The organism is Mesorhizobium sp. M8A.F.Ca.ET.165.01.1.1 (genome assembly GCF_004792065.1).
Taxonomy (GTDB): Bacteria; Pseudomonadota; Alphaproteobacteria; order Rhizobiales; family Rhizobiaceae; genus Mesorhizobium.
The window spans coordinates 214165-229280 of record NZ_SRTH01000005.1 but is presented as its reverse complement, the minus strand read 5'-3'; the positions used below and the strand labels follow the sequence as shown (position 1 = coordinate 229280).

At 65.7% G+C, this 15116-nt stretch carries 17 protein-coding genes; 3 read left to right on the top strand and 14 right to left on the bottom strand.

What is annotated here, in order from left to right; genetic code table 11:
- Positions 1-29: 29 nt before the first annotated feature.
- From EN808_RS16915 to EN808_RS16875, 9 genes are all read right to left on the bottom strand, one after another.
- A complete protein-coding gene (locus EN808_RS16915; RefSeq protein ID WP_135916443.1) occupies positions 30-1130 on the bottom strand; it encodes an acyltransferase family protein in 1101 nt (366 codons plus the stop codon).
- 384 nt (positions 1131-1514) lie between these two features.
- On the bottom strand, positions 1515-1913 hold the full coding sequence (locus EN808_RS16910; protein ID WP_135916442.1) for a DUF1801 domain-containing protein: 399 nt from the start codon (positions 1911-1913) through the stop codon (positions 1515-1517).
- Between the two features lie 33 nt (positions 1914-1946).
- A complete protein-coding gene (locus tag EN808_RS16905; RefSeq protein WP_135916441.1) occupies positions 1947-2381 on the bottom strand; it encodes a DUF1801 domain-containing protein in 435 nt (144 codons plus the stop codon).
- A gap of 6 nt (positions 2382-2387) precedes the next feature.
- Positions 2388-2609 carry a hypothetical protein gene (locus EN808_RS16900; protein ID WP_135867369.1) on the bottom strand — a complete coding sequence of 74 codons (222 nt, stop codon included), beginning with the start codon at positions 2607-2609 and terminating at the stop codon, positions 2388-2390.
- 39 nt (positions 2610-2648) lie between these two features.
- Positions 2649-3041 (bottom strand): VOC family protein, encoded by a 393-nt coding sequence (locus EN808_RS16895; protein WP_135916440.1) that lies wholly within the window; start codon positions 3039-3041, stop codon positions 2649-2651.
- Between the two features lie 78 nt (positions 3042-3119).
- Entirely contained in the window at positions 3120-3551 is a 432-nt protein-coding gene (locus tag EN808_RS16890; RefSeq protein WP_127279382.1) for an SRPBCC domain-containing protein, read from the bottom strand.
- Positions 3548-3871 (bottom strand): metalloregulator ArsR/SmtB family transcription factor, encoded by a 324-nt coding sequence (locus EN808_RS16885; RefSeq protein WP_135916439.1) that lies wholly within the window; start codon positions 3869-3871, stop codon positions 3548-3550. Before EN808_RS16885 ends, EN808_RS16890 begins: the two co-directional genes overlap by 4 nt.
- 379 nt (positions 3872-4250) lie before the next feature.
- Positions 4251-4979 (bottom strand): gamma-glutamylcyclotransferase, encoded by a 729-nt coding sequence (locus tag EN808_RS16880; protein ID WP_135916438.1) that lies wholly within the window; start codon positions 4977-4979, stop codon positions 4251-4253.
- 152 nt (positions 4980-5131) lie between these two features.
- Entirely contained in the window at positions 5132-6040 is a 909-nt protein-coding gene (locus EN808_RS16875) for a LysR family transcriptional regulator (RefSeq protein ID WP_135916437.1), read from the bottom strand.
- 98 nt (positions 6041-6138) lie between these two features.
- Between EN808_RS16875 and EN808_RS16870 the strand changes: the two genes are divergently transcribed.
- The 3 genes from EN808_RS16870 to EN808_RS16860 all read left to right on the top strand — a co-directional run bounded on the left by EN808_RS16870 (position 6139) and on the right by EN808_RS16860 (position 10541).
- Complete coding sequence (locus EN808_RS16870; protein WP_135916436.1) at positions 6139-7362, top strand: MFS transporter; 1224 nt, start codon at positions 6139-6141, stop codon at positions 7360-7362.
- 52 nt (positions 7363-7414) lie between these two features.
- The gene (locus EN808_RS16865) at positions 7415-8107 is read left to right on the top strand and encodes a DUF2270 domain-containing protein (RefSeq protein WP_135867364.1); all 693 of its coding nucleotides are present in this window, start codon (positions 7415-7417) and stop codon (positions 8105-8107) included.
- A 100-nt stretch (positions 8108-8207) separates the two neighbouring features.
- The gene (locus EN808_RS16860; RefSeq protein ID WP_245525087.1) at positions 8208-10541 is read left to right on the top strand and encodes a cation:proton antiporter; all 2334 of its coding nucleotides are present in this window, start codon (positions 8208-8210) and stop codon (positions 10539-10541) included.
- A gap of 11 nt (positions 10542-10552) precedes the next feature.
- On the opposite strand, the gene EN808_RS36340 is transcribed toward EN808_RS16860, so the two are convergent.
- The 5 genes from EN808_RS36340 to EN808_RS16840 all read right to left on the bottom strand — a co-directional run bounded on the left by EN808_RS36340 (position 10553) and on the right by EN808_RS16840 (position 15106).
- Positions 10553-10696: a hypothetical protein gene (locus EN808_RS36340; RefSeq protein WP_167531334.1), complete on the bottom strand. Its 144-nt coding sequence runs from the start codon at positions 10694-10696 to the stop codon at positions 10553-10555.
- Positions 10697-10807: 111 nt separating this feature from the next.
- On the bottom strand, positions 10808-11689 hold the full coding sequence (locus EN808_RS16855; RefSeq protein ID WP_135916435.1) for an ABC transporter permease: 882 nt from the start codon (positions 11687-11689) through the stop codon (positions 10808-10810).
- Positions 11686-12645, bottom strand: a complete 960-nt coding sequence (locus tag EN808_RS16850) for an ABC transporter permease (protein ID WP_135916434.1) — start codon at positions 12643-12645, stop codon at positions 11686-11688. The genes EN808_RS16855 and EN808_RS16850 overlap by 4 nt, the downstream gene beginning before the upstream one ends.
- A gap of 8 nt (positions 12646-12653) precedes the next feature.
- The gene (locus EN808_RS16845) at positions 12654-14291 is read right to left on the bottom strand and encodes an ABC transporter substrate-binding protein (protein ID WP_135916433.1); all 1638 of its coding nucleotides are present in this window, start codon (positions 14289-14291) and stop codon (positions 12654-12656) included.
- Between the two features lie 41 nt (positions 14292-14332).
- Positions 14333-15106, bottom strand: a complete 774-nt coding sequence (locus EN808_RS16840; protein WP_135916432.1) for a DUF427 domain-containing protein — start codon at positions 15104-15106, stop codon at positions 14333-14335.
- Positions 15107-15116 lie beyond the last annotated feature (10 nt).

The following is a 15116-nucleotide window of genomic DNA, read 5'->3' as shown; positions in this document are numbered from 1 at the left end:
GGTTGGCGGCAGGGCCTCTTGCGGCTTTGTTATGTCCGGCTTGACTGGGTGGCGGCGGCAGGCAGCGGTGTTTTCGACGCAGCTTGCGCGGCGCTGCCGTCGTCGACATGCGCCCAGGCTGGCCGCTCGAACAGGAACATGCCGAAACCGATGCGCTGGACGATGAAGTAGAGGATCACCGGGCTGATGATCGACACCAGCAGCACCGCCAGGCTGAGCATGCCGGTGTCGGTCAGGAGGCCGCTTGCGAGTGCCGCGCCGCGAAACAGCGACATCGGGATGGTGAAGGCGACATAGACGACCAGTGAGTGCTCGCCCAGCCAGCGCAGCCATTCCATGGCCGGCAATTTCGACAGGAAACCGCCAAGCACGCACAGTGCCACCGCGCCGGCGACGGCCAGGACGAGATGCAGCGGCGGCCATGCCGCCAAGCCCATCCGCATGCCGACCGGCTGCATGGCATAGCCCGGCGAATAGACCAGCAGGCCGTTGACAACAGCCCACAGGAGCAGCCCGGCGACGGCCAGCGCCGGGCGGGCCCGCGTCCATTCGACGAGCCTGAACACCAGCGGCGCCGTGACGAAGCCGACGTAGAAAAAGACGAAATAGGCCGCGAATTGTTCGACCGCGTAGCTATCGGGATGCGGCGCCCACATCTGCAGGCAGGCGGCGATCGGGATGACGATCCAGGCAGGGACCGCAAACTGCCGCAGCAGTTTCGCGGCAAGGCCGAACACGGCCAGCATGTAGATGAACCACAGGACGCCATAGGGCTGCACGACGGCCATTGCGAGGTCGTGCAGCATGCCGGCGGGGTCCCTGCTGAAGATGCCGATCTTCAGGCCGATCGAGATAATCGCCCACAGTACGTAGAAATAGAGGTAATGGACGACGCGCCGGTCGACATAGCGCCGCCATGGCCGGTCGATCACCTGCGACAGGAAAAGTCCGGAGATCAGGAAGAATTCGGGCATGCGAAACGGCGTCGCGAAGCCGATGACATAGTGGAGAAAGCCCACCCCGCCCGTGTACTCGCCGGTGTTGTAGGCCGAGTACATCATGACCACGAGGATGATCGAGAGGCCTTTGGCCGTGTCCACCCACGGCATGCGCATCGGGCTGCTGTTCATGGCGGCGAATCCAAACCCGGCCGGCCCGGCTGGCCAGCCATCATCCGGCGCTATCTAGCACCATCAAGCTTCCCAGATCGTAAACGGGGCCGATCGCTCGCGGCGACCAAACCATTACAGCTTTGACCGTCGGCGCTGCCCCTCACCTGCCTGCCGGCATCCTCTCCCCGTATAGTGACGGGGAGAGGGAAGCTGTATCAGCGTTGCAAAAAAATGCGCGGCGTTGCGGCAGCCACACTCGCCCCATTTACGGGGAGTTGAGGAGCGATCCGCGCAGCGGACGAAAAGCCAATTGCTTGGCTTTTCGAGTGACGAACGTCCGGCAGGACAGTGAGGGGCAGCGCCGACGGTGACCGTCACGCGCTATGACTATCACGCGGCAGACTACCTTCGCGCCTTCGACTTGTTCAAAGCCACGGCGGCGCGCACCAGCGCCTTGAAGGCCTCCTCGTCCACCTCTTCGCCTTGCTGGAAGTCGATGGCGCGGCGCGTATTGCCTTCGAGACTGGAGTTGAACAGCCGCGCCGGATCGGGCAGCGCCGCACCCTTGGCGAAGGTCAGCTTGACGACGGCCTTGTAGGTCTCGCCCGTGCAGATCATGCCGGCATCCTCCCACACCGGCACGCCGCGCCATTTCCACGTCTCGGCCACGTCGGGATCGGCTTGATGAATCAGCGCGCGCAGCCGCCCCAGCATTTCGCCGCGCCAGTCGCCCAATTCCCTGATCCTGCCGTCGATCAGTTCGGAGGGAGATTTGCTCGCCTGCGCTTCCGTGGTCGTCATGATGTTTCTCCTTCGAACCGACAAATAGAGCGTTTACATGCGCTCGCCAGGCAATTGGCTGGCCTGCTTCGCCCAGGCGCTGAACCGCGCTTCGTCGAACGCGTCGTCCTCGCGGATGTCGAGATAGCGCGTATCCCCGCTCTTGGACGCGCCCGGCGGCACCGGGTCCAGCGCTAGGCCGCGAAAGAAAGCCACCTTGATGTATTGCGTGAAGCAATGGATGCCGAGGAACCAGCCCTCGCCTTCGACGCCATAGAGCGGCGAGTTCCATTTGACCGCCTTGCGCACGCCGGGCACGGCGCGTTCGATGAGCGCATCGAGGCGTTGGCCGACCTCGCGCTTCCAGCCGGGCATGGCCGCGATATAGGCCTGCACCGGCGCATCGCCATGGCCCTTGGCGATCCGGGGGTTGCCGCCGGAAAGCAGCTTCGGTTCAGCCCTGGCGGCTGGTTTGGTCGATTTCGCCATCCGCCCCTACCCGTTGGCGCGCTGCGCGACGCGCCCTTTCGCGACATAGGGCAGCACGAACATATAGAGGCCGCTGAACAGCAAAAGGAAGAGCGGCGGGAGCGGCGAATAGACCACCCAGGCGGGCGGCTGCCCGAACGCCATGGTCGCGAAATTCGCGGCGACGGTGATCGTGAAAATCATCGACAGCCAGCGATGCGCCTGCCGGATCCATTTGCTCCAGTCCAATTCTGCCTCCTCTTGCGCTATGTGTTGAAACCCGGCGCCTTACCAGCGCGCCAGCTCCGTGATCTGGATGAGATTGCCGCAGCCATCGTTCACCTGCGCGATGGTTGAGCCGGTCACCGCGGTCGGCGCCATGGCGAAGGCACCGCCATTCGCCTTGATGCGCTCATGATCGCCCTTGATGTCGTCGGTGAAGAGCATCAGCGCCGGCTGGCCCTGCTTGAAGATCGCCTGCTGGTAGGTTTGGGCCGCCGGGTTGTCGTTCAGTGCCAGCTGCAATTCGGTCCCGTCCGGCTCTTCGGCCGAGACGACCGTCAGCCAGCGGAACGGCCCATTGCTGAAATCGGCCTTCTTGGTGAAGCCGAGCACACCGGTGTAGAAGGCGAGCGCCTTTTCCTGATCGTCGACATAGATGCTGGTCAGTTTGATCTTCATCGCATTTCTCCATGGGTTTTGCTGGCGCGGAACCGCCCTTTGACAGTGCTGTGTGGCTTTCAGCCTGGCCGGGAACTCTCAGTCCGTGCGGGCCAGAAGCTCTTCCAGCTTCTCCAGGAATTGCGGCCAACCGGTTTTGGCGCCGCCATAGGCCCGTCTCTGGTCGGGCCGGAAACCGGCCTGCTCCATGCGCAGATGGGTTCCCGTTGGCGTCGGGGTGAGAGTGAAAGTCACCACGCTCCTGAGATCGAAGGCCGGATCCTGGTGCGCCAGGTTCCAGGTGTAGGACAGCGTCCTGTGCGGCTCGACGGCAAGCACCTCGCAGTCCAGCACGCCGCCCCAATCGGCGCTGATGTTGAAGCGATGGCCGACGACCGGACTGAAATCGTTCTTCATCAGCCATTCCTCCATCAGATGCGGCTGCGTCAGCGCGCGCCAGAGTTTTTCAGGCGGATGGGAAATCTGCCGCTCGACGACGACAGTGCGGGTCTCCTGGGCACTATCGTTCACTGGTCCATCCTTTTGAGTAAATCCTCGAGGTCGTCGAACCGGCTTTCCCAGAACCCGGCCATCTCACGCGTCCAGTCCATCAGCGGCGCCAGCGCGGCAAGCTGCGCGCTGTAATGCGTCTGGCGGCCTTCATGGCGGTCGCGCACCAGCCCGGCCTGCTTGAGCACGCCCAGATGCTTCGACACCGCCGGCTGCGAGACGCCGGACTGGCTGGTCAGCGCTCCGACCGTCTGCTCCCCCTGGCGGCACAGCCGTTCGAAGATCGCCCGCCGGGTCGGGTCGGCGAGCGTCCTGAAGATCATGTCATGAGCGTCCGGCATACGAGATCGATAACCCGTTGGCTATTGATTGACGTATAACCACAGAGATATATGTTCGTCAAGCGGGAAGATTGGGTAGGCGGTTAGCCGAAGCCCCCAAACTTCGTCATCCCAGGGCGAAGCAGGAGCGAAGCTCCGTCGCGGAGACCCTGGGATCCATGCCGCGACCTTGATCGAGGGTGCAGCGGAGCAGAATTCAGCATCGTGGCGGCGCTTATGTGTCACGGCATGGATCCCTTGGGCCGCGAAGCAGCTCCAGGGTCTGCGCCGCGTCGCTTCGCTCCTTGCTCCGCCCGTGGATGACGAAGCGGTGGGCGGATCCGCCAATCACCAACGCAGGCGATCCATCGACGCAGGCGACTGGTTCCGTGATAAGCCATTAGACCCCGGCATGCACCCGCCCGATCTCCTGCGCCACCAGCTCCTGCAGCTGCCACAGGTTGCGGTCGCGTATGCCGCGGGCGTCGAGGTGGCGGATCGTCTCGAACAGATATTGCGCGCCCGAGCCCCAATGGCCGACGGCGCTCGCCAGCGTCGCGGCGACCGCTGGCTTGTCGAGCTTGCCGGCATAGCGCGGATTGGCGGGATCGACGACGAAGCCGAGCGCCCGGCTCATCCCGCCTTCGGTCCTCACCCACAGCCAGCGCGGCACGTTGACGGCGGGCAGGATGGTCATTTCGCGGCGCAGCAGTGCCTCCAGATTGTCGGCAACCGGCTCGGCGATCTCGAACACCATGCCCTGGCACTGGCCGCCACGGTCGAGCGCCATCATCAGGCCGGGCTGATCGAGCGTGCCGCGAAAGCGTTGCACGGTGAAGCAGAACGACCGGTGCCAGCCCCGCGCCACCGCCCGTTCGCCGCCCCTCACCTCGCCGGCGGGCTTCCACAGCAGCGAGCCATAGGCGAACAGTTTCAGCGGCCCGGCCGGTGCCGAGGCCAGGATCTCGTCACGAAACCGCGCATAATCCTGGTCAGTCATATAGATCATGCCCGGCGTCGGTCCGGCATCCTCGACAACGCGCATGGTGCGCGCCACCAGCGCCTCGGTCAGCGCCATCGGTGACATGCGCGCGGGTTTGCGCGGTGCGGCGGAAATCGGCTTGTTCATTTTCGTGCCTCGGCCATGGCAGCCATGTTGCCGAAGGCGAAGGGATTCTCAAGAGCCATAACCGTTTGAACCTGGAATCGGCACTTGAGCAATTCCGCGCAGCAGCCTGATCGGATTCGAGAAATTCTGGCGAAATTCAACGTCCCGCGCACCTACGACACCAGCGGCATCGGCACCTTCAGCCCGTCGATCAGTGCGTCGCGGAACAGCGCGATCGGACGCGCCAGCCGCCCGGCCGGCGGACGGTGCAGCAGCCAGGCGCGCACTTGCGGCTTGAAGTCGGGACAGTCGATCACCTCCACCGCGTCGCGCCAGCGGCTGTCGGCGAAAGCGCCCGGGGTGACGATGCCGATGCCGTGGCCGCGCGCCACCAGCGACATTCTGAGGTCGACGCTGAGCGCCTCCACACCGACCTGGAACGGCAGCCTCGCGGCCTCGAAACTCTGCTTGATGAAGGCGCGAAAACCGCAGCCGTTTTCGTTCATCACCCAGGCGAAGCGCGACAGGTCGGCGAGTTTCGCCGGCTTCGGCACGCCAAGGCTGGGGGACGCGACCAGCAGCACCGATTGCGCGCCGAGATCGTCGCAGACCAGTTCGTCGGGCGGCGCCAGGCCTTCGGCAAGGCACACCGCCACCGCGTCGAGCTCGCTGCGCGCCACCTGCTCCACCAGCCTTGGCGACCAGCCCGAACTGATGCGCAGCGTCAGTTGCGGAAAGGCGGCGCGCAGGCTGTCGAGCGGCAGCGCAAGTGCTGCATCCGAGAGATAAGGCATGATGCCCAGCCGGAACTCGCCCTTGACCTCGCCTTGCGGCGAGACGCCGGCCTTCAGATCCTCCAGCGAGCGCAGCACGCGGCGGCCATGCTCATAGGCCTTGCGTCCGGAGGCGGTCGGCTTCAGCGGCTTCGACTGGCGGTCGAGAAGTGCTGTCGCCAGCCCGTCCTCGAGGTTCTGGATGCGGCGCGTGACACCCGGCTGGGTGAGGTTGAGCCTGGCCGAGGCGCCGACGATCGAGCCGGTTTCCACAACGGCGACGAAGGCTTCGAGATCATGGATGTTCATGCGCACCTCGCATAATCATTATCGAATTGATTGAATTGTAGCATGATGAAGCTTTGGCATAAAGTCCTTGCACGATATGCAGCTTCATTGAGGACTTCATGCTCGATACCAATGACGGCCAAACAGCCGGCCGGCTTCCGGTTCAAACCATCACCGGCCCGCAGACGCTGCTGTTTGCCGCCGCCACCGGCATCATCGTCACCAATCTGTTCGCGCCGCAGACACTTGTCGGGCTGATCGGCCCGTCGCTCGGCGCTGGCGCCGCGAGCGTTGGCCTTGTCGCCATGGTGACGCTGCTCGGCTATGCCGCCGGCCTGTTCTTCCTGGTGCCGATGGCCGACCTCGCCGAGAACCGCACCCTGATCCTGCGCATGCTGGTCGCGGCGGCATTGGCGGCCGGCGTGGCGGCGCTGGCGCCCACCATCGCCTCGCTGCTGATCGTCCTGTTCGTGCTCGGCGCCGCCTGTTCGGCGATCCAGATTCTTGTGCCGATCGCCGCTTCCATGGCCCCGGCCGGCGAGGCCGGCCGCGTCATCGGCGACGTGATGAGCGGGCTGATGATCGGCATCCTGTTGGCTCGGCCGTTGGCCAGCCTCGTCGCGGACACCTGGGGGTGGCGCGCCTTCTACGGCCTCAGCGCCGCCGCCCTGACGCTACTCGCCATCGTCCTTGCCTTTACGCTGCCGCGCCGGCGGCCGGTGGCGAAATCGTCTTATGGCAAGCTGATCGCTTCACTGTTCCATCTGCTGCGCGAGGAGCCGGTGCTGCGGCGCCGCGCGCTGACGGCGGCGCTGGTGATGGCGGCGTTCAGCCTGTTCTGGACGGCGGTCGCCCTGCGCCTCGCGCAGCCACCCTTCGGCCTTGGCCAGCGCGGTATCGCGCTGTTCGCACTCGTCGGCGCCGGCGGCGCGGTGGTCACGCCTTTGTTCGGCCGCGCCGGCGACCATGGCTGGACACGATCCGCCACCATCTTCTGCCATCTCGTGCTGATCGGCGCGCTGGCGCTGGCGGCCTGGGCCGGCTCCTTCTTGTCCGCAACGTCCTGGACGCCGCTCGTGCTGATGGGCATCAGCGCCGTGCTGCTCGATATCGGCGTTACCGGCGATCAGACGCTCGGCCGCCGCGCCATCAACCTGCTGCGGCCCGAGGCGCGCGGCCGCCTCAACGGCCTGTTCGTCGGCATTTTCTTCATCGGCGGCGCCATCGGCTCATTGCTGGCCGGTGTTGCCTGGGCCCGGGCCGGGTGGCCGGCGGTCTGCGCCATCGGCGGCGCCTTTGGGCTCGTCGCACTGCTAGTCGACTGGATCGGCGGCCCGGAATGACCGCCTGCCGGAACGACATTGCCTCATAAGCGTTGTCGGCTGGGAGGAAGTCATGAACGATGCGCCGGCAACGCCCGTCGGCAGACCGCTTTCGCCAGGCGAACTGGTCACCGTTATGTCCCATTTCCATCGCGCCGAGATCGCCCGCATGGCCGGCTGGCGCGACCGCCTCGACCGCACCAGCAATTGGGCGATCACCGTTGTCGCGGCGATGCTGTCCGTGTCGCTGTCGACGGCCAGCGCCCATCACGGCGTGCTGCTGTTCGCCATGCTGCTGGTGCTGCTTTTGTTGTGGATCGAGGCGCGCCGCTACCGCTTCTTCGACGTCTACCGCGCCCGCGTGCGCCAGTTCGAGCGCCATTATTTCGCGCAGATCTTCTCGCCGCAGCCCGATTTCGCCTCCGACTGGCTGCTGGTCGTCGGCGAGAGCCTGCGCACCCCAAAATTCCTGGTTTCGCAGCGCGTGGCGCTGGCGCGCCGTCTGCGCCGCAACTACGTGCACATGATGCTGATCCTGCTGCTCGCCTGGATCCTCAAACTGTCGACCCCGAGCCTCATCGATCAAGGCGTGCCGGTCGGCTTTGTCGGCACAATGCGCGAGGCCGTCGGCGCGGCGGCGCTCGGTCCCATACCGGGCGCGGCCATCGTCGCCGTGGTTGCCCTCCTCTATGCCGGCCTGCTGGCGGCCGCCTTCCTGACGCCAGGCGACGACGGCGAACTCTCCTTCGGTAACGTCCACGTCTGACCTCGATGCCGGACGCCAACAACTCGCGACGGATGGCTGCAACGCAAACGTCGGCCGCGCGTTGTGATGGTCAGTCCGCGGCGGCGTCTTGAAGGGACCCATGATCCATCCATCGGCAACGAGGCCGCACGGTACAGCGGCCGCCCTTTCGCTGGCCATTTTCGTTCTGGCGCCGGCAGGCCACGCGCTGGCCGCGCAGCCGGCCGGCCACGCCTCGGGCATCGGCGGCTCGGCGGAGGGATTATTCGTCGCCGAGATCGTACTCCTGCTTCTGGTCGGCCGTGGCCTCGGCGAAATCTTCCAGCGCTATGGCCAGCCGGCGATCATGGGCCAGCTGATCGGCGGCATCCTGCTCGGGCCGTCGCTGTTCGGCTGGATATGGCCGGACGCCCAGCATCTGATCTTCTCCACCGATCCCGCGCAGAAAAGCATGATCGATGCCGTCTCGCAGCTCGGCATCCTGCTGCTTCTCCTGCTTACCGGGATGGAGACGGATCTGCGCCTCGTGCGGCGGGTGGGCGCGGCCTGTTTTTCGATCTCGATCACCGGCGTCGTCGTGCCCTTTGTCTGCGGCTTCGCGCTGGCGCAGGTGCTGCCGGATTCCCTCCTGCCCGAGCCGGGTGAGCGCATCGTCGCCGGACTGTTCCTCGGCACGGCGCTGTCGATCTCCTCGGTCAAGATCGTCGCCATGGTGGTGCGCGAGATGAACTTCATGCGCCGCAATCTCGGCCAGGTCATTGTCTCCTCCGCCATCATCGAGGACACGATCGGCTGGCTGATCATCGCCGTCACCTTCGGCATCGCCACCAATGGCAGCCTGCAGGTGCTGCCGCTCATCATCACGGTGGTCGAAGTGGCGCTGTTCATGGTGTTTTCCTTCACCATCGGCCGCCGCCTGGTCTTCACCCTGATCCGCTGGAGCAACGACTCCTTCCGCAGCGAGTATGCCGTCGTCACCGTCATCATCATCATTATGGGCGTGATGGCGCTGATCACCAATCTGATCGGCGTCCACACCGTGCTCGGCGCCTTCGTCGCCGGCATACTGGTCGGGGAATCGCCGATCCTGTCCGACCACATCGAGGGCCAGCTGCGCGGCGTCATCACGGCGCTGTTCATGCCGGTGTTCTTCGGCATGGCCGGCTTGTCCGCAAACCTCACCGTGCTTGCCGACCCGACGCTGGCGCTGCTGACGCTGGCGCTGGTGCTGATCGCCAGCATCGGCAAATTCTCGGGCGCCTTCCTCGGCGGCCGGCTGGCCGGCATGTCGCTGAGGGAGGCCATCGCCGTCGGCAGCGCCATGAACGCGCGCGGCTCGACCGAGGTCATCGTCGCCTCGATCGGCCTGTCGATGAACATCCTGTCCCACAATCTGTTCACCATGATCGTCACCATGGCCGTCATCACGACGCTCGCCATGCCGCCAATGCTGCGCTGGGCGCTCGGCCGGCTGCCGGTCGGCGATGCCGAAAAGCAGCGCGTCGACCGAGAACTGCTCGACGAACGCGGCTTCGTCTCCAAACTGGAGCGATTGCTGCTGCTCGTCGACGACAGCCCGGTCGGCAAGTTCACCGCCTATCTCGCCGGGCTCGTCGGCGGCGGCACCGGCATGCCGACCACGCTGCTCCACCTCGAGGACGGCAAACTGCCCGGCCCTGCCCGCGACAAAGGCCCCGAGCGGGCCTCGAAACAGGTCAAGAGGGGAGCGGCCAGAAGCGCCAGGGCTGTCAGCAAGGCCGAGGACACGCCCGTCGACAAGATCCATCTCACGGCCCGCGCCGAGCTTGAAGCCACCACCGAAACGATCGCCGCCGAGGCCCGCAAGGGCTACGGCCTTCTGCTGGTTGGGCTCGACAACGCGCTGACCGGCAAAGGCACCTTCAGCGGCACGCTGAACGATATCACCAGCGGCTTCGACGGCCCGCTCTGCCTTGTGCTGAATGGCGCCAAATCCAGCGGCAGGATGCCGATGCTGCGCGCCGGCGCGACCATTCTGGTTCCCGTCAACGGCACCGAGGTCGCGCGGCGCGCGGCTGATTTCGCGCTGGCCCTGGCGCGGCCGCACCGGGCGCGCGTCAAAGTCCTTTATGTCTCGCAGGCCCGCAAGGGCAGCCGGCCAGGCTCGGTTTCGCACCGCCGCGAGGAGGCCGTGCTCAAGGATGTCGCCGATCTCGCCGACCGCTATGGCGTCGCCGTCGAGACCGCCATCAGAACGCGCGCCACGCCCGACCAGGCGATCGCCAGGGAAGCGGCCAAGGGCGCGGCGATGGTGGTGATGGGCGTCACCCAGCGGCCGGGCGAAGAGCTGTTCTTCGGCGACACGGCGACCGCCGTGCTGGCCGCCGTCGCCTGCCCTGTCGTGCTTCTGGCGAGCGATCGCGTCAGGCGAGCCGACGCCGGCGCTGAGGAGGCGACAGCCGAGACCGGCGCCTGATGTCTATGGTCCTATAGGCCGAGGAACTGCCGCCCGATCAAGTAGCCCAACGCCGCCGCGACGAGCGGGAACAGCGCCGGCGCGACCCTGCTGAACAAGGAAATGCTCGTGTCCTTGGGCGGCACATAGCGTGCATTGCCGAGATTTTTGGTCATTGCGTACCCCACGCGCACCGATAATTAGCAGATGCTTATTGATGCATGGCCGAATTAACGGGTTGTAAAGAAATTCGATCGAATAGCCGACCATTGCATGGCGCCCACAGCCTATTTGTCGCCTTGTTCGAAAGCGCCGATGCCTTGCGCGATGAGGTTGGTGGCCATGACCAGCGAAATGATCGCCGCCGAATTGAACACCACCACCCACCATTTGCCGCCGGTGAGGAAGCCGTAACCGTCGGCGATCGCCAGCCCCCAGTCGGCCGATGGCGGCTGGATGCCGAGGCCGAGGAAGCTCAGCGTCGCGATCGAGAAGAAGGCGTAGCCGAGCCGGGTGATCAGCTCGATCAGGATGGTTTCCCGGACATTGGGCAGGATTTCCAGGAACATGATCGCCAGCCGCCCTTCGCCGGCAAGCCGGGCGGCGCTGACATAGTCGCGCTCGCGCTGTTCGCGCGCGGCGGTGCGCACGGTGCGCGCCACCAGCGGCGCATAGGCAAGGCCGATCACCGCGATGACGGTGAGGTTGGACGGGCCGATCGCCACCAGCGCCATCGTCACCAGCACGATGAAGGGCAGCGACATGACCGCGTCGAGCAGCCGCGCGCCGACGGCATCGACCAGGCCGCCAAAGGTGCCGAGCACCAGGCCGATGACGCTGCCCGAAGCAACACCCGCCAGCGTCGCCAGCGGCGCCACCAAAAGGATGTCGCGTGAGCCAACGATGATGCGCGAGAGCACGTCGCGGCCGAGCTGGTCGGTGCCGAACCAGTGCACCGCGTCGGGCGGCGTCATCATCGACAGGAAATCCTCGGCATAGGGATCGAACGGCACGAACAGCGCGCCAAACAGCGCGCAGGCGACCCAGAACAGCAGCACCACAGAACCGATCACGGTCGACGGCGCCACATCGGGCATCAGGCCGCGCAACCTGCCGGTCCAGGAGAGCCTGATGTCGCCGCGCACCGGGGATTGCGCCAGATCGGTCATGGCGCGCTCCGGCGGCGCTGGCGCGGATCGAGCAGCGCCTGCAGGAGATCGCCGATCGCGGCCGTCGACACGAAGATCGCCGCCATCACCAGCACGCCGGCCTCGAGCATCGGAAAGTCGCGCGCCTTGGCGGCGCTCAACACAAGATTGCCGAGCCCCTGTATGCCGAACAGCGCCTCGATCACCACCAGGCCGCCGAGCAGGAAGCCGCTCTGCGTGGCGATGACGGCGACCGTCGGCACCAACGCATTGCGCAGCACGTGCTTGAACAGCACCTGCGAGGGGCTCAAGCCTTTGAGGATGGCGGTGCGGGTGTAGTCGGCGCCACGCGCCTCGATCACCCCGGCCCTGGTCATGCGCGCGACATAGCCGATCAGGTTCAGCACCAGCGGCAGCGCCGGCAGGATGAGGTAGTAGCCGGTCGTCCAGAAGCCGGAGGCCTGCGGCGCCGCGCCGGTGATCGGAAACCAGGCCAGCCATAGGCCGAAGACCATCAGCAGCAAAAGGCCGGAGACGAAGTCCGGCACGATCGAGAGCGAGACGCCGGTGAGCACGATCACCCGGTCGACGAGGCTCCCCGAGCGCAGGCCGGCGACGACGCCGGCGCCGATGCCGATCGGCACGAGAAACAACAGCACGACGCCGGCGAGTGCCGCGGAGTTCCTGATGCTCTCCAGCACGAACGGCGCCACCGGCGCGCGCATCGACAGCGACTGGCCGAAATCCCCCGATATCGCCCGGCTGAACCAGTGCCAGTATTGCGCAAGGATCGGCTGGTCGGTGCCGAGCTTGCGGTTGAGTTCGGCGACAGCCTGCGCATCGGCGAACGGGCCGAGCATAACGCGGCCGACATCGCCGGGCAGCACCTGCCCGGCGAGGAAGACCAGCGCGCTGACCAGCCACAGCGTCAGAAGCAGCGAACCCGCGCGCGCCGCCAGGGGCCTGACGACCGCCATCGAGGCGATCACACGAACGACACCTTGTCGAGCAGCAGATGCGAGATGGCGGTGAAGCGCACGCCTTCGACCTTGGCGCTGACGATGCGGCTGTATTGCGAGAAATAGCTGATGATCAGCGGCGTCTCGTCGAGCAGCAGGGTCTGGATCTTGCCGGCGGCGAGCCGCTGCGCCTGCAGGTCGCGCGCCTTGCCGTAGTCGATGAGCAGGGCATCATAGTCCGCATTGTTGAAATGCGCCGCGTTCCAGGCGCCCGAACTCTTCAGCGTCGCGTTGAGGAAGATGTCGGGCGTGCCGCGATGGCCGAAATCGGTGATGCCGAGATTGGAGTCCAGCCACGGCGAGGAGCCGAATGTCGCCGAGCCGTAATAGGCATCCTGCGGCAGCACGTTGAGCTTGATGTCGATGCCGGCCTTTTTCGCGAAATTCTGGATGATCACCGCATAATCGGGAATGTCATAGGCGCGCTCGGTGGTCAGCGTCACCTCGAACCCATTGGGCACGCCGGCCTCGCCGAGCAGGCGCTTGGCCTCGGCGATGTCCTGCTTGCGCTGCGGCACCGACGGATCGGCCGAGGGGAAGATCGGCGCGAAGGGCGTGTCGTTGCCGATGATGGCGCGGCCCTTGAGCAGCCCCTTGACCACGGCCTCGCGGTCGATGGTCAGCGCCAGCGCGCGGCGGATGCGCTTGTCGGTGAACGGCGCCTGGTCGGTTCTGAGATGCGCCGGATCATGCGAGCTTGCCTGCACGCTGAGCAGCTTGAAGTTGGGGTTGCCCTCGATCGCCAGCTCCAGCCGCGTGGTGCTCGGGATGACGTCGAGCTGGCCGGCCTGCAGCGCCAGCACCTGCGCCTGTTCGTCGTCGAAGAACTTGATCTCGACGCGGTCGGGCAGCGCCTTGTCGCCCCAATAGTCGGGGTTGCGCACGAAGCTGGCGCCTTGCTTGGGGCGGAACGATTCCAGCTTGAACGGGCCGGTGCCGTTGAAGGTCTTCTCGAAGTCGCCGGCATAGTCGGCCGGCACGATGACGGCGTTGTAGACGTCGGAGGAGACATAGAACGGGAAGTTGCTGTTCGACTGGTCGAGATCGAAGGCGACCGTTTCATCGTCGACGACCTTGGCGCCCCCCTTGGAGAGGATGCCCTTATAGGCCGACAAGGCCGACGAGCCGCTGGCCGGATCGACCAGCCGTTCGAAGCTTGCAACCACGTCCTTGGCGGTCACGGCGCGGCCGTCGTGGAATTTCACGCCTGGCCTCAGCTTGAAGGTCCAGCGCCTGGCGGTCTCGTCGGCTTCCCACGACAGGGCAAGCTTCGGCTGGAGGCCGTCCTTGGGATCGTCGAGGATGAGATACTCGCCGACCTGGCTGATCACGCCGATGCTGGCCGGATCGGTGATCGTGACGGGATCGATCGCCTTGGTCGGCTGGCCGAGGCCGACGCGCACCGTGCCGCCGGCAGTCGCCGCGCGCGCCGCGCCTGGCGTGAACAGCCCCTGCGAGGCGGCAAAGCCGGTGAGGCCGAGAAGTGCCGCGTATTTCAGCAGGTCGCGGCGCTTGAGAAAGCCTTGCGCGTATTCGTCCACCGCGACATTCCAGATGTCGCCGGATTGATCGCGCAGAAGATCGATGTCGGAACGTTTCGTCATTGTTTTTCTCTCTTGAATGGGAAGTTGGGAAAAAGCCGCCGTCAGGCCGGCTGGCCGTCGAGATGGATGCGGTCGACCGCCTGCGGATAGAAGGCGATCAGGCCCTTGATTTTCGCGACCTCGTCGATCGGCTCGCGATAACTCCAGGCGATGTCGGGGCGAACCGAACCATCCCCGAGAAGGCCCGACCAGTAGGAGGCGATGCCCTTGTAGGGACATCGCGTCGTCGAACCGGACGCCGTCAGCCGCTCCAGCCTGATGTCCTCCGGCCGCAGGTAGAAACGCGTCGGCAGATGGGTCTCGAACAGCAGCACCGGACGATGGCTGTCGGCGATGATCTCGCCGTCGAACCAGACCTCGACATGGCTCGAACTCTGCAGCACGTCGATGCGGGCATAGGGATCGCGGGCGTGGACGAAGACTTCTTCCTCTTCCTCGAACCACTGGTCGACCGCCTTCCAGGTGAAGGCGATGCGGCCGGCGAGCGGCGCCAGTTTTTCATCCGGCGGCGCCGTGAACGACCACGCCGCATTGGCGGCACGCTTGTCGCCGCTGTCGATGTCCCAATAGGCGGTCTCGCCGCCGACGGCGTGCGGCTCGCGATGCAGCGACGGTTTCAGCACCGAAGGATCGACCGCCGACGGCGGGAAGAAATAGATCGGCAGGAAATGGTTGGAGCGCAGCACCAGCACGTTGCGGCTGTCGGCGATGGTGCGGCCGCCGAATTTCACACGCACACGCTTGGGGCTGTGCAGCACATTGACGAGACGCGGAGCGGTGGCTTCGCGGGGCTGGAGGTTCGGCGCGGCGGTCATGGCTTTTCCT

Excerpts from the sequence above, each read along its gene's own strand:
- EN808_RS16845 (WP_135916433.1), bottom strand. The coding sequence starts at position 14,291 with ATGACGAAACGTTCCGACATCGATCTTCTGCGCGATCAATCCGGCGAC.
- EN808_RS16865 (WP_135867364.1), top strand. The coding sequence starts at position 7,415 with ATGAACGATGCGCCGGCAACGCCCGTCGGCAGACCGCTTTCGCCAGGC.
- EN808_RS16855 (WP_135916435.1), bottom strand. The coding sequence starts at position 11,689 with ATGACCGATCTGGCGCAATCCCCGGTGCGCGGCGACATCAGGCTCTCC.
- EN808_RS36340 (WP_167531334.1), bottom strand. The coding sequence starts at position 10,696 with ATGACCAAAAATCTCGGCAATGCACGCTATGTGCCGCCCAAGGACACG.
- EN808_RS16840 (WP_135916432.1), bottom strand. The coding sequence starts at position 15,106 with ATGACCGCCGCGCCGAACCTCCAGCCCCGCGAAGCCACCGCTCCGCGT.
- EN808_RS16880 (WP_135916438.1), bottom strand. The coding sequence starts at position 4,979 with ATGAACAAGCCGATTTCCGCCGCACCGCGCAAACCCGCGCGCATGTCA.
- EN808_RS16895 (WP_135916440.1), bottom strand. The coding sequence starts at position 3,041 with ATGAAGATCAAACTGACCAGCATCTATGTCGACGATCAGGAAAAGGCG.
- EN808_RS16885 (WP_135916439.1), bottom strand. The coding sequence starts at position 3,871 with ATGCCGGACGCTCATGACATGATCTTCAGGACGCTCGCCGACCCGACC.
- EN808_RS16875 (WP_135916437.1), bottom strand. The coding sequence starts at position 6,040 with ATGAACATCCATGATCTCGAAGCCTTCGTCGCCGTTGTGGAAACCGGC.
- EN808_RS16910 (WP_135916442.1), bottom strand. The coding sequence starts at position 1,913 with ATGACGACCACGGAAGCGCAGGCGAGCAAATCTCCCTCCGAACTGATC.
- EN808_RS16915 (WP_135916443.1), bottom strand. The coding sequence starts at position 1,130 with ATGAACAGCAGCCCGATGCGCATGCCGTGGGTGGACACGGCCAAAGGC.
- EN808_RS16860 (WP_245525087.1), top strand. The coding sequence starts at position 8,208 with ATGATCCATCCATCGGCAACGAGGCCGCACGGTACAGCGGCCGCCCTT.
- EN808_RS16905 (WP_135916441.1), bottom strand. The coding sequence starts at position 2,381 with ATGGCGAAATCGACCAAACCAGCCGCCAGGGCTGAACCGAAGCTGCTT.
- EN808_RS16850 (WP_135916434.1), bottom strand. The coding sequence starts at position 12,645 with ATGGCGGTCGTCAGGCCCCTGGCGGCGCGCGCGGGTTCGCTGCTTCTG.
- EN808_RS16870 (WP_135916436.1), top strand. The coding sequence starts at position 6,139 with ATGCTCGATACCAATGACGGCCAAACAGCCGGCCGGCTTCCGGTTCAA.